At 52.3% G+C, this 17,611-nt stretch carries 20 protein-coding genes and 1 pseudogene; 10 read left to right on the top strand and 11 right to left on the bottom strand.

Annotated features, from left to right (window positions below; genetic code table 11):
* Positions 1-41 precede the first annotated feature (41 nt).
* The gene (locus ACK3CJ_RS10595; protein ID WP_409526371.1) at positions 42-1,415 is read right to left on the bottom strand and encodes a D-serine ammonia-lyase; all 1,374 of its coding nucleotides are present in this window, start codon (positions 1,413-1,415) and stop codon (positions 42-44) included.
* Between the two features lie 184 nt (positions 1,416-1,599).
* Between ACK3CJ_RS10595 and ACK3CJ_RS10590 the strand changes: the two genes are divergently transcribed.
* The 6 genes and pseudogenes from ACK3CJ_RS10590 (at position 1,600) to umuC (ending at position 8,822) form a co-directional block, all read left to right on the top strand.
* Positions 1,600-3,039 (top strand): two-component system sensor histidine kinase NtrB, encoded by a 1,440-nt coding sequence (locus tag ACK3CJ_RS10590; protein WP_409526370.1) that lies wholly within the window; start codon positions 1,600-1,602, stop codon positions 3,037-3,039.
* Between the two features lie 39 nt (positions 3,040-3,078).
* On the top strand, positions 3,079-4,215 hold the full coding sequence (locus ACK3CJ_RS10585; protein ID WP_409526369.1) for a M14 family metallopeptidase: 1,137 nt from the start codon (positions 3,079-3,081) through the stop codon (positions 4,213-4,215).
* A 212-nt stretch (positions 4,216-4,427) separates the two neighbouring features.
* Entirely contained in the window at positions 4,428-5,522 is a 1,095-nt protein-coding gene (locus ACK3CJ_RS10580) for a TRAP transporter substrate-binding protein (protein ID WP_409526368.1), read from the top strand.
* A 229-nt stretch (positions 5,523-5,751) separates the two neighbouring features.
* A complete protein-coding gene (locus ACK3CJ_RS10575; RefSeq protein ID WP_409526367.1) occupies positions 5,752-7,386 on the top strand; it encodes an acyl-CoA synthetase in 1,635 nt (544 codons plus the stop codon).
* Positions 7,383-7,646 (top strand): annotated as a pseudogene (locus ACK3CJ_RS10570) (S24 family peptidase); the annotation flags it as partial. The gene ACK3CJ_RS10575 and the pseudogene ACK3CJ_RS10570, both read left to right, overlap by 4 nt.
* Complete coding sequence (gene umuC / locus ACK3CJ_RS10565) at positions 7,635-8,822, top strand: translesion error-prone DNA polymerase V subunit UmuC (protein WP_409526580.1); 1,188 nt, start codon at positions 7,635-7,637, stop codon at positions 8,820-8,822. The pseudogene ACK3CJ_RS10570 and the gene umuC, both read left to right, overlap by 12 nt.
* Before the next feature lie 28 nt (positions 8,823-8,850).
* On the opposite strand, the gene ACK3CJ_RS10560 is transcribed toward umuC, so the two are convergent.
* On the bottom strand, positions 8,851-9,471 hold the full coding sequence (locus ACK3CJ_RS10560) for a class I SAM-dependent methyltransferase (RefSeq protein WP_409526366.1): 621 nt from the start codon (positions 9,469-9,471) through the stop codon (positions 8,851-8,853).
* A gap of 307 nt (positions 9,472-9,778) precedes the next feature.
* Here ACK3CJ_RS10560 and ACK3CJ_RS10555 point away from each other — a divergent pair, with 307 nt between their 5' ends.
* Genes ACK3CJ_RS10555 through ACK3CJ_RS10540 form a run of 4 tightly spaced genes read left to right on the top strand, consistent with a single transcriptional unit; the run spans position 9,779 to position 11,015 of the window.
* Positions 9,779-10,300 (top strand): DUF2975 domain-containing protein, encoded by a 522-nt coding sequence (locus ACK3CJ_RS10555; protein ID WP_409526365.1) that lies wholly within the window; start codon positions 9,779-9,781, stop codon positions 10,298-10,300.
* Positions 10,301-10,309: 9 nt separating this feature from the next.
* Complete coding sequence (locus ACK3CJ_RS10550) at positions 10,310-10,534, top strand: helix-turn-helix domain-containing protein (RefSeq protein WP_409526364.1); 225 nt, start codon at positions 10,310-10,312, stop codon at positions 10,532-10,534.
* 51 nt (positions 10,535-10,585) lie between these two features.
* Positions 10,586-10,687 (top strand): hypothetical protein, encoded by a 102-nt coding sequence (locus tag ACK3CJ_RS10545; protein ID WP_409526363.1) that lies wholly within the window; start codon positions 10,586-10,588, stop codon positions 10,685-10,687.
* A gap of 10 nt (positions 10,688-10,697) precedes the next feature.
* A complete protein-coding gene (locus ACK3CJ_RS10540) occupies positions 10,698-11,015 on the top strand; it encodes a HigA family addiction module antitoxin (protein WP_409526362.1) in 318 nt (105 codons plus the stop codon).
* Positions 11,016-11,124: 109 nt separating this feature from the next.
* On the opposite strand, the gene ACK3CJ_RS10535 is transcribed toward ACK3CJ_RS10540, so the two are convergent.
* From ACK3CJ_RS10535 to ACK3CJ_RS10495, 9 genes are all read right to left on the bottom strand, one after another.
* The gene (locus tag ACK3CJ_RS10535; protein ID WP_409526361.1) at positions 11,125-11,976 is read right to left on the bottom strand and encodes a DMT family transporter; all 852 of its coding nucleotides are present in this window, start codon (positions 11,974-11,976) and stop codon (positions 11,125-11,127) included.
* A 36-nt stretch (positions 11,977-12,012) separates the two neighbouring features.
* Positions 12,013-12,417 carry a GFA family protein gene (locus ACK3CJ_RS10530; protein WP_409526360.1) on the bottom strand — a complete coding sequence of 135 codons (405 nt, stop codon included), beginning with the start codon at positions 12,415-12,417 and terminating at the stop codon, positions 12,013-12,015.
* 100 nt (positions 12,418-12,517) lie between these two features.
* Positions 12,518-12,928 carry a RidA family protein gene (locus ACK3CJ_RS10525; protein ID WP_409526359.1) on the bottom strand — a complete coding sequence of 137 codons (411 nt, stop codon included), beginning with the start codon at positions 12,926-12,928 and terminating at the stop codon, positions 12,518-12,520.
* A 61-nt stretch (positions 12,929-12,989) separates the two neighbouring features.
* The gene (locus tag ACK3CJ_RS10520) at positions 12,990-13,886 is read right to left on the bottom strand and encodes a LysR family transcriptional regulator (protein WP_409526358.1); all 897 of its coding nucleotides are present in this window, start codon (positions 13,884-13,886) and stop codon (positions 12,990-12,992) included.
* A gap of 54 nt (positions 13,887-13,940) precedes the next feature.
* Positions 13,941-14,528, bottom strand: coding sequence for a hypothetical protein (locus tag ACK3CJ_RS10515; protein WP_409526357.1), 588 nt, complete (start codon positions 14,526-14,528; stop codon positions 13,941-13,943).
* Between the two features lie 188 nt (positions 14,529-14,716).
* Positions 14,717-15,496, bottom strand: a complete 780-nt coding sequence (locus ACK3CJ_RS10510) for a M48 family metalloprotease (protein ID WP_409526356.1) — start codon at positions 15,494-15,496, stop codon at positions 14,717-14,719.
* Positions 15,497-15,581: 85 nt separating this feature from the next.
* Positions 15,582-15,767, bottom strand: a complete 186-nt coding sequence (locus ACK3CJ_RS10505) for a hypothetical protein (RefSeq protein ID WP_409526355.1) — start codon at positions 15,765-15,767, stop codon at positions 15,582-15,584.
* Between the two features lie 203 nt (positions 15,768-15,970).
* Positions 15,971-16,972, bottom strand: coding sequence for a 2-hydroxyacid dehydrogenase (locus ACK3CJ_RS10500; RefSeq protein ID WP_409526354.1), 1,002 nt, complete (start codon positions 16,970-16,972; stop codon positions 15,971-15,973).
* A 345-nt stretch (positions 16,973-17,317) separates the two neighbouring features.
* Positions 17,318-17,611: a hypothetical protein gene (locus ACK3CJ_RS10495; protein ID WP_409526353.1), complete on the bottom strand. Its 294-nt coding sequence runs from the start codon at positions 17,609-17,611 to the stop codon at positions 17,318-17,320.

Here is a 17,611-nt window from a genome sequence, read left to right as displayed (position 1 = left end):
CAGCGTCTGGACTCAATCACAAAATTCTTTGTCGCATATCCTTAATTTGTGTTGAGCTCCCTGCCCTTGTCATAGTCCTTCTGCCACTCCTCAATCGGTACCATACTGCCACCGGTGGCCCACACAATATGGGTTGCCTGCGACAGCTGCCCTGCCAGTCCTTTCTGCACCAACATTTCAGGCGACTGAGCCAGCAAGCGCTCAAGTCCAACCAGCCCGATCAGAGCCGAAGGCTCCAGACGAATCCGATCGGCGTCGTATATCAGCGCCAGCAGCTCGTATAGAACTTGATCCTCGACTGTGTAGAGCCCACTGAGCAGTGACGACATCAGGCGCCCAACAAATGCAGAGGGCCGCCCAACCGCCAGGCCATCCGCACAGGTATGATTATCCAGACCGATATCCTGCACGCTGATCTGCTCATACAGCTCGGTATAGAGCCCCAACAACATGCAGGGTGAGTGCGTCGGTTCAGCAAAAAAGCAGTGCACATGATCACCAAACTGCTGTTTCAACCCAAACGCCACACCGCCCGGTCCACCACCAACGCCACAGGGCAGATAGACACATAACGGATGCTCGGCATCCACCTGAATATCCATCTGCCTGAGCTGTTCGGCCAGTCGCTCACCTGCCACACTATAGCCGGCAAACAGATCCAGCGACTGCTCATCATCAACAAAATGACTGCCAGGTGTCTGCTCAGCTTCGGCACGACCCGCCGCCACCGCCTGACCATAATCACCGAGGTATTCAATCACCTGCACGCCTTTGCTGCGCAGCAGATCTTTTTTCCATTGCCTCGCATCAGCAGACATATGCACACTGACCTGAAAGCCCAGATGAGCCCCCATGATACCGATGCTGAGCCCGAGATTACCGGTAGAGCCGACGATAATCCGGTGCGTGGCAAAAAGCGCGCGGCACTCGGCACTGCCCAGCACCGAGTAATCACTATCCAGTGTCAGCAGCCCTGCATCCACCGCCCGTTGCTCGGCAAACTTGAGCACTTCATGAATGCCACCACGCGCCTTGATAGAGCCCGAGATTGGCAGCTGGTTATCGCATTTGAGCAGTAGCCGCCCGGGCAGATCAAAGCCCGCACGCCGCATCAGTGCTCGCTGGGTAAGTGCTTGCTGAGTATTAGTTATCTCAATCAGCGGCGACTCGATCAGCCCACTTTGATCCACTGTGTCAGGAAAATGGCTGGCAATATAAGGTGCAAAGCGCTTCAGGCGCGCTGACGCCTCCTGCTGAACCTCACTCTCAAGACTGATTCGGGATGACAGACTCGTAAAAGGCTGCTGCAGTGGATTCCACCAGAACAGCTCCTGTGTCTGCTGCAGCGATGAAATCAAAGGGTGAGACGCCATCCATGCACTGAGGGACTTACCGGCAATTGTCGTGTCGAGCATACGAGGTCCTTGAGATTGAGCTTAATATTGAACTGATACAGACTGGCAGATGTCACTGGATCGATAGTAACATGCGGTTGATTAGCGCATAATAAACAACACTATAGATCTTGCCTGCAGTCGCTTCACCTTTACTGCAAAAAGGCGATTATTTTCCAGAACCTGACGCTGATACCTGACTTACATGATGAATAAATCTCTGTTATTTCTGTTTATGCTCTTCTCCAGCCCATTCGCTCAGGCCAGCCTGGTTCAGTTATTCAAGGATGAGCAAGGCAAAACCAATTGGCAATATGTGGCCAACTGGTCAAGCGGCATTCTGATCATCATTCTGTCGATCGTCATCACCACTCTGTTTTTTACCTGGCTCAAAGCACGTCGTTATAATCGCGAGCTCGAAGCCATTCGCAGTGATCTCGAGCAGCGTGTCGAAGAACGAACCGCCACCCTGAAGGAATCAAACCAGTTGCTGGAAAAGGAGATCGCCCAGCACGTGATCACCACCAACCTGCTGCGCTCGTCCGAGTCCTATATCAGTAGCATTCTGAAGTCGATGCCGCTGATGCTGATCGGCCTTAACAAAGCAGGTCAGATCACACAATGGAACCAGCGTGCAGAAGATATCTCCGGTATCCCTGCCGACGCGGCACTAGGCAAAGACCTGTGGGACACCTACCCCGGCATCACCGTATCGCCCAATCAGATCAACCGGGCACGCGAGCAGAATGAAACCATTAATATCAAACAGAGCCAGAGCGGTCTGTACTACTTCGATATCACCATCTATCCGTTACAGGATCAGACCGAAACCGGCGTCGTAATCCTGATTGATGATGTGACGCGCAAGACCCTGGCCGATAACATGCTGATTCATAATGACAAGCTCTCCTCCATGGGTGAGCTGGCCGCCACTATGGCACATGATATCAACACCCCACTGCAAGCAATCCTGTTTGACTTGACCAGCTACCAGAGCCAGCTGAGAAAAAATGCCGCGCTACGTGATGAAGCGCAAAATAATCCGGAGCTGGATCGCCTCAGTAGCCTGCTGACCGATGCATCCGAAAAGGGGCGCCACGTAGCCTCAATCATCAATAACCTGCTCTCCTTTGCCCGTGGCCGCATCGACAAGAAACAACCGGCTCTGCTGTCAGACATCATGGAGCATGCGTTAGGTCTGGCACGTGATGTGCTGTCATCACATGAGCGTCTCAAATTCCGCGACATCCGTATTGAGCGCGACTATGAGGATAACCTGCCCAGTATTGATTGCTATGTGGTGGAGCTGCAGCAGGTGTTTCTCAACCTGTTCCGCCACGCTTATGATGCACTGCTCAATACTACACACCCTGAACAGGAACCGGTTATCCGCATTCAGCTCACCCAGTGCTACGATGCCCTCTGGATCAAGATTCAGCACAACGGCAAGGGGCTGACGAGCGAAGAGCAGATGTATCTGTTCGAGCCCTTCTTCAGCAACCAGCCGGATGGTGAAGACTATGATGCAGGCAAGCGACTCTCCTTCTGCTATTTTGTGATTACCGAGCAGCACCAGGGACATATGGCTGTAACCTCAGATCTTGAGATCGGTACGACCTTCCATATGCAGCTCGACCTGAAGTAGTAGAAAACACTAAATTTCCGTCAAAAGGAATGATGAACCATGAAGATCAGCAGCCAGTTCGACAGCGGTAATATTGAAGTTATCTCAGCTCAGGATCCTTCAGACATTCGGCTCGCCATCCGCAAAGACAACCAGTCGGATTTCTTTCAATGGTTCCATTTTCGTCTGCATACCACCGCCGGTGTCCCGCACAGACTACGCATCATGAATGCGTCTGAATCTGCCTATGCGGATGGATGGCATGATTATCGTGCCGTTGCCTCCTACGATCGTGAAAGCTGGTTCCGTGTCGATACCGAATACGATGGCAAAGAACTGAGCATCGACTTGATCCCTGAGCATAACACCCTCTATCTGGCCTACTTTGCTCCCTACAGTTTTGAACGGCATCAGGATCTGCTGCAACAATCGCAACTGTCTCCCCTATGCGAGATGGTTGACCTCGGTGAAACCCTGGACGGCCGCGATCTGTCAATGCTGGTGATCGGCGACTCTGCACCCGAAAAGAAAGTGGTCTGGATTATTGCCAGACAACACCCGGGCGAAACCATGGCAGAGTGGTTTATTGAAGGGATGCTCGATCGCCTGCTTGATGAAGATGACGCCGTAGCCCGCAAACTGTTGCAGGAGTGCGTGTTTCATGTCGTACCCAACATGAACCCCGATGGCAGCGTGCGCGGCCACCTGCGCACCAATGCAGCGGGTGTCAACCTGAATCGCGAATGGCTCGAGCCCAGCATGAGAATGAGCCCCGAAGTGTTCCTGGTACGTCAGAAGATGATGGAAACAGGCGTTGATCTGTTCCTGGATATTCATGGCGACGAGAACCTGCCCTACAACTTTGTTGCAGGTACGGAAGGCATCCCCTCTTTTGATGCACACCTGAAAAATCTGCAGGATCGATTCAAGGCAGCACTGTTGGCAGCCACGCCGGATTTTCAGGTCGAACATGGCTATCCGATCAACGCACCGGGCAAAGCCAACCTGAGCATGGGTGGCACCTGGGTGGGTGAACACTTTAAATGTCTCTCCTACACGGTGGAGATGCCATTTAAAGACAATGCCGACCTGCCGGATGAGTTGTTTGGCTGGTCTGACACGCGCTCCCTCGGATTCGGGCAGGATATGCTGACAGCCATCCTCGCAGTGTGCGGACAGTTGCGTAAGACACACTGACAGGGCACCAGCGACTACGTAGTTCTACTGATAGACTCCGTAGTCATACGAATGGTTTCTGGCCTTTAGGTGTTTGATGATAAAGGCTGGCTAAAGCATGTACGCTGTTTTGTCGAGCATTTGCGCAGTCAGCCATGAAAGCTTGAGTCCGGAAAAGCGTCTGCTCGGACGTGTTCCCGACCAAAAAAACAACAATCGATCGAGGAATAACAATGAAACGTCGTGACTTTATCAAAACTGCTGCCGTCGGTGCCGGTGTTGCCGCAACCACTCTGGCAGCCCCTGCCATTGCTCAGCGTCGCATCACCTGGCGTATGGCCACCACCTGGCCACGTAACTTCCCGGGCTTGGGTGTCGGTGCACAGCGTCTGGCGGATCGTATCACCGCCATGTCGGATGGCCGTTTGACCGTACAGGTTTACTCTGCAGGTGAGCTGGTACCGGCACTGGGTGTGTTTGATGCCGTTATCGAAGGTTCTGCCGAGATGAGTCACGGTGCTGCCTACTACTGGCAGAACAAAAGCCGCGCCACCTCCTTCTTCACGGGTGTACCTTACGGCATGACCTCACGTGAGCTGGCAGCCTGGATTCGCTACATGGGTGGCCAGGAGATCTGGGACGAAGTCTACGATCAGTTCGGCGTGAAGGGCTTTCTGTCCGGTGATACCGGTACACAGGCCGGTGGCTGGTTCCGTAAGGAGCTGACTGGCCTGGCTGATGTCCGTGGTCTGAACTTCCGTACACCGGGCCTGGGTGGTCAGGTATGGCAGAAACTGGGTGCAACCGTGGTCAACATGGCCGGTGGCGAGATCTATCAGGCACTGCAGTCCGGTGCTCTGGATGCGGCAGAGTTCGTGGGCCCGTATAACGACCTGGCGCTGGGCTTCCATCAGATCTGCAAAGACTACTACTTCCCGAGCTTTATCGAGCCAGGCCTGGCGACTGAGCTGGTAGTGAACAAGTCCAAGTTTGCCGAGCTGCCAAATGATCTGCAGCAGATCGTCGAGTTTGCCTGCCAGGCAGAGTACGATCAGGTAGCGTCCGACTTCTATGCCAACGATCCGATTGCACTGAAAACACTGGTTGAACAGCATGGTGTGCGCGTACATCAGTTCCCGGACGAGATCCTGGAAGCCGGTGCCGTAGCAGCAAAAGAGATCTTCACCGAACTGCGTGAAGGTGGCGATGCCCTGACCAAGAAGACTACAGAGCATTACCTGCAATCACTGAATGTCCTGCGTACCCGTACAGAAACGGTTGATCAGGCGTTCCTGGCAGCGCGTCAGAAGTTCTTCCATATGACTTGATGGCTCGCGTATGGCAACCAGACCGGCTGCCATATAACCGCTCCTCCAGACACTGGCCGGTACGATCCGGCTGGTGTTATCCAACCGCCTTGCTTCAGTCCCTCCGTTTTACCCACGCTCCCAACATCCTCCTTACATCAGTTGCTTATTAAGACTAACTGACAGCTTGTCATATAAGGGGAAATACGTATGCTGGCAGCAGAGACAGGGATAAATACCGGAGAATAAAATGAATAAGCACAACCTCTATGCACTGGGTCTTGAGCAGAACCAGGCCAACTATACCCCGCTGACCCCTTTAAGCTTCATTACCCGTGCCGCAGATGTCTACCCTAACAGAACAGCGGTTGTGCACCAGAGCCTGCGCCGTACCTGGGCTGAGACCTATCGCCGCTGCTGCCAGCTGGCCAGCGCCTTGCACAAACGGGGTATCGGCAAGGGGGATACCGTCGCCGTCATGGCCCCCAACCTGCCAGAAACCTTCGAAACCCATTTCGCCGTGCCCATGGCTGGTGCTGTGCTGAATGCACTCAACATCCGCCTGGATGCCGAAGCGATCAGCTTTATCCTGCAACATGGCGAAGCCAAAGTGGTCATTGTAGATCGTGAGTTTTCCGAAGTGATTCAGCGTGCCGTCAGGATGATGGCCAATAAACCCTTGGTGATCGATATCGACGACCCCTTCTATGAAGGCGGCGAACTGATCGGCGAAAAAGACTATGAAGCGCTACTGAACGAAGGCGATCCCGACTTTGTCTGGCAGATGCCCGAAGATGAGTGGGAAGCGATCACCCTCAACTACACCTCCGGCACCACCGGCGACCCGAAAGGAGTGGTCTACCACCACCGGGGCGCCTATCTGAATGCCATGAGCAATATTGTCTCCTGGGATATGGGTCACCATCCGGTCTATCTCTGGACCCTGCCGATGTTCCACTGCAATGGCTGGTGCTTCCCTTGGGCGATTGCTGCCTCTTCCGGTGTCAGTGTCTGCTTGCGCCATGTACGCGCCGATCATATCTATGATGCGATCAAACAGGAAAAGGTCAACCACTTCTGCGGTGCTCCTATCGTACTCAATATGCTGAACAACGCCCCGGATGAGATGAAAACGGGTATCCAGCATGAGGTCAAGGTGATGACCGCCGGTGCCGCGCCACCGGCCTCTGTGATCGAAGGGATGGAGCAGATGGGGTTCCGTGTAACACACGTCTATGGCCTGACTGAAACCTACGGCCCGAGCGTCGTCTGCGCCTGGCATGATGAGTGGGATGAGAAAACCGCTACCGAAAAGGCCCGCCTCAAGTCACGCCAAGGAGTACGCGCTCCAATGCTGGAAGGGCTGATGGTCGCCAACCCCGAAACGCTGGAACCGGTACCGCAGGATGGAGAAACCATCGGCGAGATCTTCATGCGCGGCAACCTGGTCATGAAGGGCTATCTGAAGAACCCCGGCACCACCGATAAATCCTTTGCCGGTGGCTGGTTCCACTCCGGTGATCTGGCAGTATGGCATGCCGATGGCTATGTCGAAATCAAAGATCGCTCCAAAGACATTATCATCTCCGGTGGCGAGAATATCTCATCCATCGAGGTGGAGGATGTGCTGTATCGCCATCCAGCTGTGCTGGAGGCCGCCGTGGTAGCGATGCAGGATGAGAAATGGGGCGAAGTGCCCTGTGCATTTATCGCCCTGAAGCCCAACGCAGGCAACGTCAGTGAAGAGACAATCATCAACTTCTGCCGCGATAACATGGCGCGATTCAAGGCTCCGAAAAAAGTGATCTTCTGTGACCTGCCGAAAACCTCGACCGGCAAGATTCAGAAGTTCGTACTGCGGGACAAGGCCAATAGCAAAGGCTGATTTCCAATAACCTGATTGCGTTGCAGGCACAGGACTTTATCGAACGGACGCTGGATCTGAACGAACTGTGCATCCAGAAACCCGCTGCCACTTTTTTCGTGCGCGCTCAGGGAGACTCCATGATCGAGGCTGGAATTTTTCCCGGAGATATCCTTGTGATGGATCGCTCGCTGCAGGCTGAACATGGCGATATCGTCATCGCCGGTTTCAATGCCGAGCTGACGGTCAAGAAATTACAACTGCGCCCGGTGATTGTGCTATCCAACAATGACGGCTGCATCATCGCCCGCTCTGCCGAAGCCAAAGCGCTCGGTGTGCCGATGGGTGCCCCGCTGTTTCAGGTACAACAACTGATACGCCAGCATCAGATCGTAGTGTTCTCATCCAACTACCCGCTCTATGGCGATATCTCTGCGCGAGTCATGCAGGTGCTGGAGGAGTTGGCCCCACGGGTTGAGGTCTACTCGATTGATGAAGCTTTTCTAGACCTGACCGGCGTGCGCAATCTCCTGCCGCTGCCTGAGTTCGGCCAGCAGATACGTGATACTCTGCAGCGCTGGCTGGGTATCAGCGTCAGTGTTGGCATGGCACCGAGTAAAACTCTCGCCAAACTGGCCAATCAAGCTGCGAAGCGCTACCCAGCCACTGGCGGCATAGTGGACCTGAGCTGCACAGCACGTCAGAAAAAACTGATGTCGCTGATGCCAGTTGGCAATGTCTGGGGGGTTGGGCGCCGCCTGAGCAAGCATCTTGAGGCGATGGGGATCGACAGCGCATTGAAGCTGGCACAGAGCGATCCACGCATGATGCGTAAACGCTTCTCTGTCACTCTGGAGCGTACCATCAATGAACTGAACGGCACCCCCTGTTTCGGACTCGATGAAAGCCCTGCAACCAAGCAGCAGATACTCTGCTCGCGCTCCTTCGGTGAGCGTATCACCACGCTGCAACCAATGCGTGAAGCGATCGCCACCTATGCAGGCCGAGCCGCCGAGAAATTACGTCTGGAACAACGCTATGCACGGCGGATTGGTATTTTTATCCGCACCAGCTCGTTTACTCCCGGGCAGCCCTACTATGCGCAATCGGCCAGCCTGGAACTGGATCTACCCAGCGACGATACCCGTATTCTGCTGGATAGTTGCATGAAGCTGCTTGATCAGATCTGGCGCGATGGCTACGACTACGCCAAAGCAGGCGTCATGCTGGGCGATTTCTTTGCCCCCGGTACCTATCAGCCGGATCTGTTCAAAAGCAAGAGCACACTACCCGCCAATAGCAAGGCGTTGATGACCGTGCTCGATCGGATCAACCTCACTGGCAGAGGCCGTATCCACTTCGCACGTCAGGGCTGCCAGCAACCCTGGCGGATGAAACAGGAACACCGCTCCCCGGCTTATACGACCCGCTGGACGGACCTGCCCTGCGTGAGTTGATAGTTTTCACAAATCGAAAAGGGCTGATTCAAGCACTCTTGCGGGCAACGATATAAACCCACTCACTCCCCGGCTGCCACTCGTAATCGATACTGAAGCCAGCATCACTCAACATGGACACAAGCGCCTGTTTCGAAAAGACACTCACATGCGGGGCCAATCCCAGGCGCTGCATGATCGGGATCAGTAATCGCCAATAGAACTTCATTTCTGCTATAAGAGCAGTGTTGGACACAAAAACACCACCAGGCTTAAGCAGTTGATTGACGCGAGCAATTGCCGATTCGACATCTTCCAGAAGGTGCAGTATGTTCAGCCCCAGAACAGCATCAAAGCTCTCCGGCTCCAACTCCAGACTATCCAGCGTACCCTGCTGAAAACTGGCATTCTCAACCCCTGCATCCCGCGCTTTTTGCTCAGCGATCTCCAACATCTTGCTCGAAACATCAGTCGCGAGAATATGTTTAACATGGGGGGCATGAATAATGGCGGTGCTTCCTGTGCCGCAACCAAACTCCAGTACAGACCAATCGGGACGGAAGTACTGCTGAGTGACTTCAAGTTTTTTCTGATAGCTTTTCTCATCCTTGATAGGACTTCTGGAATAGCGTGAAGCCGCTTTATCCCAGAACTGTTGAGCACTCTTCATCTGATCTATTCCCTTTCTAATGACTCGTTTCGTTCTTGCTTATATTTTTTATAGGGTTTCTTTGTTTGCGCGATACATTCAGCATACTGCGGTGGCACTTCTCTATTGCAGGCATCACGCTGATAATGGCGCATAGTGTCATACATCGCCTGGTTACTGCACGCAGCGACACTCAGCAATAATAGCAGCAATAACAGAAATCTATTCATGACCATCCCCTATTTCGTCCGTCGCAATATCATCTTGACTAAATTATCATAAAACGATAATTTATTATCCTTAAACAATCACGTCAAGGAGAGAGTTGATGGCTCAGTACTTTTCACTACTTATCGCCCGAGGCTGCTGGGTTCTACTCATACTGACCCCGATAACCACTTTATTCTTTCTTTTCAATATTGATCTCTTTGCAACACTGGCACAGAATCAGCTCCGCCTGCCCATACAATGGCAAACAGTTACTTCGTTGCAATGGTATGGCTTATGGCTGTTAACCCTGCTTTACCTTGCTGTCGGATTGTGGGGGCTCTATTTTCTGCGCCGCGCATTCAGCAACTTCGCCAAAGGAGAACACTTTAACCAGAGCAACAGCCGCAATCTGCGACTGTTTTCAATACTTCTGTTTGCACAAGCACTCGCCAAACCTCTACACTACGCGCTTTCCAGCCTATTGCTCTCAATGAATCATCCTGCTGGCCAGAAGATGCTCTCTATCTCACTCGGCAGTGGTGAAATTAAGGTGATAGCCTTAGCTATGCTTCTGTGGGTCATGAGCGATCTACTGATCAAGGGTAGCCAACTGGAGAGTGAAAACAAGCAATTCATCTAGAGGTGTGAAATGCCTATCATCGTCAATCTGGATGTCATGCTGGCTAAACGAAAGATCCGCGGCAAAGAGCTCGCTAATGAGATCGGAATTACCGAGCAGAATTTATCGTTGCTGCGCACCGGTAAAGTCAAAGGAGTGCGCTTTTCGACACTGGAGCGGATTTGTCAGATACTTGAGTGTCAGCCGGGAGACATCCTCAGCTTTAGCCCGGATGAGCCCAACGCTGATCGCTAATCCAGCCACCGACCTTCCTCTGATTATCGCCTACACCCGCTGAAGGGAAAAATGGTGGGGCGGTATGCGATTGATGTATCGGGAGCCTGGCGCCTTACCTTTGAGTTTGACAATGGCGATGCCGTTGTCGTGGATTATGAGCAATACCACTGAGAGGTGTAGCGTGACTCGCATTCGTACCCGTAAACCGGCCCATCCTGGCCTAGTATTTAAAGCTGATGTGCTCAATCCATTGGGGTTGAGTGTAACCGCTGCGGCCAAGGCAATGGGTGTATCCCGCAAACATCTGTCTTTGTTCATAAACGGTCATACGGCCTGCAGCAAGGAACTGGCCTTGCGGATCGCCAAAGCCACCGGCACGTCTGTGGCCAGCTGGCTGAACATGCAGACTCGATTTGATGTGTGGGAAGTTGAGCATGCCGATAACAGTCGGCTGGCGTCTGTCAAATCACTTGAAGAGGTAGCTCACGCTGTAGCCTGAAAAGCACAAGTTGATATTGCAGGTCATAAAATGCTCAGACTCTTGAGCGAGAAAAAGACTCAGGACATATTGAGAACTCAAGAGTGGAAATAGAAGAGAACTGATAAAACTACACCCCCTGTTCACATGAACGAGCCAGAATCACCAGCGCGATACCACCAAGGATCGCCACCGATGCCAGCACCAGGCGCAGTGAGAGACTCTCGCCCAGAAAGGCAATTCCGCCCAGTGCAGCAATGACCGGCACACTGAGCTGAATCGTCGCAGCACTGGTGGCCCGCAAGGCAGGCAGGGCTGTATACCAGATCGCATAACCGATTCCAGACGCCAGCGCACCAGACGCCACCGCATACCAGAACCCGGCCATATCCACAGAATAACGACTCAACATCAACAGACTCAAACCTGCAGCAATCGGCGCTGCACGCAGAAAATTACCCGCTGTAACGCGCGTGGGATCACCACCACCCTTACCGCGCAGAGAATAGATACCCCAAGCGACTCCTGCCCCGAGCATCAACAGAGAACCCGCCAGAGGTGGTGCTGATAAACCTGGTAACAGCAGCCCTACCAACCCGGCAAGAGCCAGCAAAAAGCCAACCAACTGAAGGGCTGACAGACGCTCTCCCCTCCAGAAACCATAGCTGATCATAGTCGCCTGAACGGCACCAAACAGTAGCAACGCACCGGTCGCAGCCGTAAGACTGATGTAGGCAAATGAAAAGCCTGCCGCATACACAAACAGCGCCAATGCTGATAACCAGTTACCACCTCCAGCCCGTTCACCTTGACGCATACGGACAATCAGCCACAGCGTGACTGCGCCAGACACCAATCGAATAGTGGTAAAACTGGCCGCATCAATATCGGTCTGTAAAAGCGCCACACGGCACAGCAGCGAGTTCCCCGCAAATGCGATCATGGCCAGCGAGGTCAGAAGGATCAAGCGCAAATGCGGCATGGAGTTCAGCACCTGAATATCAAGTATGGGAAAAAGTCACTCACGCCCCTCTCCAAAGGCGGGCAGCTCATCAGCTATGTGATGCCAGCATGCCTTGTAGTTGGTATAAATATGGGCATCCACTTCAACCGGGATATCTTCATCAAACGCGGAGATAGCTATCTCAATCGCCGATAGCGGCTGGTTTTTTCCACGAAAGCCCAAGCTCGAGCCACACTCCGAACAGAAGCTTCTGACCGTTCCGTTGCCAGCCGTATAATGCTTCAGCATAGATTCGCCAGACACCCATCTCAGACCACTGACGCTCACCAGGGTCGCGAAGGCTGCGCCGTGGAATTTACGGCACATCGAACAGTGGCAGTTTGCAACTTGCGAGCTGAACCCCTCAACGACAAACCGAACCTGACCACATAAACAGCTGCCACTGTACATTGCGTCCATTACTGCCTCCTGGTTACTTTAAACGCTCACTTCAAATATACCGCCACTCAGGTTGCGGATAAACGCTTGATCACCCTCCCTGATGAGCAAACCTTTCAGCTCAGGTCGATGCCCTTATTACCCGAGCAACCGCTTCAATCTCTACCAGTGTGTCTGGAGACGCCAATGAACTGACTCCAACACCGGTCACAGCCGGGCGCGTAGTGCCGAAAGTTTCCACCATGATCGGGATGATATTCTCCATGTGATCAGCCAACTCCCCGCGCACATAAACACGCAGCTGAAGAACATGGCTGATATCAGAGCCAGCTTCGGCCAGCACCTCTTTCAGGTTACTAATGGCATTGCGGGTCTGCTCGCCTATGTCACCACTCTTGACCTGATAGTCCGGTGTCCAGTCAACCTGACCTGAAATAAAAACCAGCCCCGATACTTCATCTACCACAGCATGTGACAAACCATGAGGAGCCCCATCATAAAGCGATTGCGGATTGATTTTGATGATACTCATGATGACCTCGTTTTTTGATAAACAGTCCGGTCAGTCTAAGAGCATCAGCCCCCCTTGCCCATCAAGCCGTACTTGTAGCCGCTACAAGCTGCAGTTGTTCCATCAGCCAGTTCAGCACCGGATCCTGCCCTGCATTGGGATGCCAAGCCATCACCACCTCGAAGCCAGGCGGATACTTCTCCAGCGGAACTTCGAAAAGACCCGGCACCGGCAACATCCTTTCAGGGATAAACGCTACCAGCTCTATCTGCCTGAGTAGCTCCAGGGTCATTAAAAAAGACGGTGAAGAAATAACAACATTACGGGGATATCCTTGTTGCTCAAACCAGTCTGCTGCTGAGCCACACAAACCCGCTGTACCGGGAGACGTCACAACAAAATCATACTCCACCAGTTGCTGGAGCGTCAGAGGTTCGGTTCGGCGAAGTGCCTCGTTGGCAGTGACGCAAAGATAGCGTTCGACAAACAGCGGGCGGGACAATAATCCATCTGGAACGTACCCAGCCGTCGTCAGTGCAAGATCTATCTCACCGAGTTGCATTCTCCGGGTAAGGCCTGCACTTTCGATAGGGATCACCAACACCTTAAGCTTGGGAGCGAAGCTCCTGATCGCCTGCAGCTGGCTCGCCAACACAACTTTTTGAGCATGATCTGTTGCCGAAATCACCATGCTACGCGATACACTGCGCGGATCGATATCTGCAGGACGAGGCATTTGCTGCAACTGTTGCAACACAGAATCAATCATTGGCTGAATACTGCGGGCATAAGGACTTGGCGCCATGCCCTGCCCCGTAGCAGAAAACAATGGATCACCCAGAATCAACCGAAGCTTTTTCAGCTGCTGACTGACCGCCTGCTGAGAAAGGCCCAGCTGTTCAGCCGTAGCTGACAGCGTGCCATATTTAAAGAGAGTACTCAGGGTACGCAGGTGATGAATTTCAAGCTGATCAATCATTGGATTGCCCCCTGAAAGGCAGTCTATACCACAACAAGTACAACACCTGCCTGTTCATGGTTGATCATCAGGCTGCTGTGTATTGAAATTACCACGTACTCCAACAAGCCAAAACACGATTCCGGCACAGGCCCCGACATATCCAAAGAGCCCAATCAGGCCAGTATCCAGCCTATTCAGTGGTGCGATTACAACAGCCAGAATAATAACGGCACTTGCGATACAGCCGCCTAACGTTATCCGCCACCAGTTAACGGATCGAGAGCGCCCAATCACCAATAAAACAGGGAGGACAACAAAAGCACTAGCGTATATGGCCGAGAAACTACCAAACAGCAATACAGGACTCAATAACAGGAACCCGACAATGCTCGCTACACTGGCGGCGGGCACTATCTGCCACCAAGCCGTCCATCGGCATTTTTGCATTGCAAGAAAGAGAGGAAGCGCAACAAACAAAATGGCGGGTATCGCTATAAAGGGGCCAATCAGCAGCACTGCGATGAACGACTCACCGCAATGGTAACCACTGCCTGGAATAAGGCCAACTGCGCACTCAAACACCGGAAGAGCAAGCACAGAGGCCAGCGTAGCGGCAAAGAACGCAACGATGACTTTTCCATGATTGACTGAGCTCTTCATATGCATCCTGACGCTATCTATTCATGACGCTATCTATTCATAATGCCGCTATTCATAATGCCGCCTGATTGCTATACCGCAGATTTGACAATAGCATTTTAAAAGTACAGCTTGGCCATGAAAGTCTACCCCATTTTCATAGCTGGAGGATACGAATGCCTATCCCCCAGCTACTCAGCAATCAGGGCTTAACCGCCGATTTGTGCTTCAAGTCGCTTGGCGCGATCACCCGATGCTGGGTGGCTTGCAAAAAGGCTACGATGATTGCCGTATTTGCGCTCGATTTTACGTAAAGCGCTGACAGCAGAGGCAGGATCATGATTGGATTTAGCCATTAGCTTGATCGCATAATCATCCGCTTCATTCTCATGACGCTGAGAGAACTGAGCACTAACCAGCTTCTCACCCAGATCACCCAATTGTGATGAGGTCAGTGCAACCGCTGTTGACTGACCACTCGCCGCAACTGCCTGGCGCGCAGATGATGCGGCATAAGCTGTCTGGAAAGCCGTTTTTGAATGGCCCAGCACAACATGTCCGATCTCATGCGCAATTACATAACGCACTTCATCATCTGTCATCTCATCCAGCAAACCGCTGTGGAAGCGTATGGAACCATTTGGAACAGCAAAAGCATTCACCTCAGAGTCCAGATAGACTTTGTACTCCAGCGCAGCACCATCCACTCGCTGCCACGGTGCGGCCAATCTGGCTAACCGCTTTGCATAAGCGCTCTGAGAAGACGCAACGCGATTCGAGCTATCCAGCTGTGCGATTGTCTGATCACCCAGTTGTCTCATATCTTCATCAGTCAAAGTGGCTGCCGTAAACATTCCCTGACCTGCTGAAACCATGCCTTGCAGGTTCAGATCCGATGATTTACATCCAACCAAGGTCAGCGATGCACCACCCAATACCATCGCCATTGCCAGTCCAGCCAACTTGGAAGATCTCTTTTTTACGTACATCTATGTAGCTCCTTTTTCCATTAATCCATTTATAAACATAAAACACCGTAGTCAAGCGCCAGTCGCTTAAGCACATCACCTCTAGTCAGATCGGCGTGATAGCTCGATCATCGCGAACGAACGCATAGCCGGAAGCGCTTCGCTCCAGAACATTTACTCGTATGAGTAGATCAGTTTGATGATGTACCGAGATGGCCGGTAATAAATCCACTGCAGCAGTGATTACCAGACAGGTGTGATTGGCGCCTAAACGTGCGGTGGGCTTGCCCATGAAACGCTCCTTGTTGATAAAAACTCATGCTGAATTCTATGTTAAATTCTACATGAGCCTGCCTTTGTCCTGGATGGCAGCGGCGGGACTATAACTTGATTTAAACAGTTTGCCAAATCATCTTGGATGACTACTTCGCACCCAGCATATACGTTCCTCTATATAAGCGGCTCCCTATACAACTCCTCACCATAACACCCTAGTCAGATGGGGTGCGCGTTGATCTCATTCACGCACTCTACTGGCTCACTCAACGCCTGCAGGTTGCTCAAGGTAACCTCAGCGATCTGGGTCAGGGCCTCCTCGGTAAAGAACCCCTGATGCCCCGTGATCAACACATTCGGGAAGGTCATTAAACGGGACAGGTCATCATCAGACATAATTTCATCCGATAGGTCCCGGAAGAAAAACTCACTCTCCTGCTCATACACATCCAGTGCCAGATAACCGATCTGACCAGATTTGAGCGCAAGAATCGCTGCCCGAGTATCCACCAACCCGCCGCGCGACGTATTCACCAGCATCACGCCCGGCTTCATCGCCGCAATCGCCGCCCCATTGATCAGGTGATGATTCTCGAGCGATAGCGGACAGTGCAGACTGATGATATCTGCCTGGGCATAGAGCTCATCCAGCGTTACATAAGAGCCTCCCAGCGCCTCAAAATCAGCCGATGGATAAGGATCAAATGCCAACAGATGACAACCGAAGCCACGCAGAATACGCGCCGTTGCCAAACCGATCTGGCCCGTGCCGATCAGCCCCACCGTTTTGCCATGCAGATTAAAACCGAGCAACCCGTTGAGCTGGAAATTACTCTCCCGCACCCGGTTATAAGCACGATGCGTATGACGATTCAGCGTCAGGATCAACGCCAGCGTATGCTCTGCCACCGCCTCCGGCGAATAGCCCGGCACCCTGACCACACGGATACCCAACTCGGCAGCAGCCTCCAGATCCACCTGATTGAACCCGGCACAACGCAACGCCACCCACTTGACCCCTTGCTGCTTGAGCGCATACAGACACGCCTCATCCAGCGTATCGTTCACAAACGCACACACCGCCTGCGCCCCGGCAGCAAGGCTGGCCGTTTTCGCATTCAGAGGGGTATCGAGGTAACTCAGCGCAAAGCCGATGTGCTGATTGGCCTTGTCGAAAAAGGTGCGGTCGTAAGCTTGGGCGCTATAGAACTGGATTTTCATGTTTGGCTCTTCCTGAGTTCGGTTGTTTGCTGTCAGTCAGTTTTATTGTACGCATTAGAAGAGCGCATTCCCTTACCCCAACTAATCTGCTGCAATTCGACACAGTGTGATACCTGAGATTCCAAATGACTCACATCAGATCGATAGGAAACAACTGGATGGATAGTCACATCTATTATGCTTAAACCCCTTGCCGCAGTTACTCTTTCACCATTTTGACGTTTATAAATCGACCTACAGTCTCGACTACCATCACCCAAACATAATCGTCTCCAATAGAGGTCTCATAGATACAATTGCATGTAAAGAACGCAATCAGTAGGAAGGCTACTGTTTGGAACAGCATTATCTACCACTTACAACTAACAGCAAATCATGTATCACTTCTAATGCATCTTCTTTATATTTTGCATTCCACTTTTCCATCCAGATCAGGGGCCGCCCATCATCCTCCCACTCACCTAAAGCCACCCCATTTACTATCTCCATCTCAAACCATGCTTTTTTGTAGCGTTGAATAAGGTCCGCGTCGCCCTCCAACTCATCACAGAGTGACTCAGCCCGTCTAGTAAAATCAGAAAATGCAAAAACACTTTCTACTGCTAACAAAGCATCTTCGCGAAAAGTCATTAAATTCAT

It is taken from the genome of Nitrincola salilacus (genome assembly GCF_046271865.1).
Lineage (GTDB): Bacteria > Pseudomonadota > Gammaproteobacteria > Pseudomonadales > Balneatricaceae > Nitrincola > Nitrincola salilacus.
Note: the sequence above shows the minus strand (reverse complement) of the source record. Positions and strands in the feature narration are given on the sequence as shown.

Excerpts from the sequence above, each read along its gene's own strand:
- ACK3CJ_RS10555 (WP_409526365.1), top strand. The coding sequence starts at position 9,779 with ATGGCTCAGTACTTTTCACTACTTATCGCCCGAGGCTGCTGGGTTCTA.
- ACK3CJ_RS10560 (WP_409526366.1), bottom strand. The coding sequence starts at position 9,471 with ATGAAGAGTGCTCAACAGTTCTGGGATAAAGCGGCTTCACGCTATTCC.
- ACK3CJ_RS10580 (WP_409526368.1), top strand. The coding sequence starts at position 4,428 with ATGAAACGTCGTGACTTTATCAAAACTGCTGCCGTCGGTGCCGGTGTT.
- ACK3CJ_RS10595 (WP_409526371.1), bottom strand. The coding sequence starts at position 1,415 with ATGCTCGACACGACAATTGCCGGTAAGTCCCTCAGTGCATGGATGGCG.
- ACK3CJ_RS10510 (WP_409526356.1), bottom strand. The coding sequence starts at position 15,496 with ATGTACGTAAAAAAGAGATCTTCCAAGTTGGCTGGACTGGCAATGGCG.
- ACK3CJ_RS10590 (WP_409526370.1), top strand. The coding sequence starts at position 1,600 with ATGATGAATAAATCTCTGTTATTTCTGTTTATGCTCTTCTCCAGCCCA.
- ACK3CJ_RS10545 (WP_409526363.1), top strand. The coding sequence starts at position 10,586 with ATGGTGGGGCGGTATGCGATTGATGTATCGGGAGCCTGGCGCCTTACC.
- ACK3CJ_RS10520 (WP_409526358.1), bottom strand. The coding sequence starts at position 13,886 with ATGATTGATCAGCTTGAAATTCATCACCTGCGTACCCTGAGTACTCTC.
- ACK3CJ_RS10550 (WP_409526364.1), top strand. The coding sequence starts at position 10,310 with ATGCCTATCATCGTCAATCTGGATGTCATGCTGGCTAAACGAAAGATC.
- ACK3CJ_RS10505 (WP_409526355.1), bottom strand. The coding sequence starts at position 15,767 with ATGGGCAAGCCCACCGCACGTTTAGGCGCCAATCACACCTGTCTGGTA.
- ACK3CJ_RS10585 (WP_409526369.1), top strand. The coding sequence starts at position 3,079 with ATGAAGATCAGCAGCCAGTTCGACAGCGGTAATATTGAAGTTATCTCA.
- ACK3CJ_RS10515 (WP_409526357.1), bottom strand. The coding sequence starts at position 14,528 with ATGAAGAGCTCAGTCAATCATGGAAAAGTCATCGTTGCGTTCTTTGCC.
- ACK3CJ_RS10500 (WP_409526354.1), bottom strand. The coding sequence starts at position 16,972 with ATGAAAATCCAGTTCTATAGCGCCCAAGCTTACGACCGCACCTTTTTC.
- ACK3CJ_RS10495 (WP_409526353.1), bottom strand. The coding sequence starts at position 17,611 with ATGAATTTAATGACTTTTCGCGAAGATGCTTTGTTAGCAGTAGAAAGT.
- ACK3CJ_RS10530 (WP_409526360.1), bottom strand. The coding sequence starts at position 12,417 with ATGGACGCAATGTACAGTGGCAGCTGTTTATGTGGTCAGGTTCGGTTT.
- ACK3CJ_RS10535 (WP_409526361.1), bottom strand. The coding sequence starts at position 11,976 with ATGCCGCATTTGCGCTTGATCCTTCTGACCTCGCTGGCCATGATCGCA.
- ACK3CJ_RS10575 (WP_409526367.1), top strand. The coding sequence starts at position 5,752 with ATGAATAAGCACAACCTCTATGCACTGGGTCTTGAGCAGAACCAGGCC.
- ACK3CJ_RS10525 (WP_409526359.1), bottom strand. The coding sequence starts at position 12,928 with ATGAGTATCATCAAAATCAATCCGCAATCGCTTTATGATGGGGCTCCT.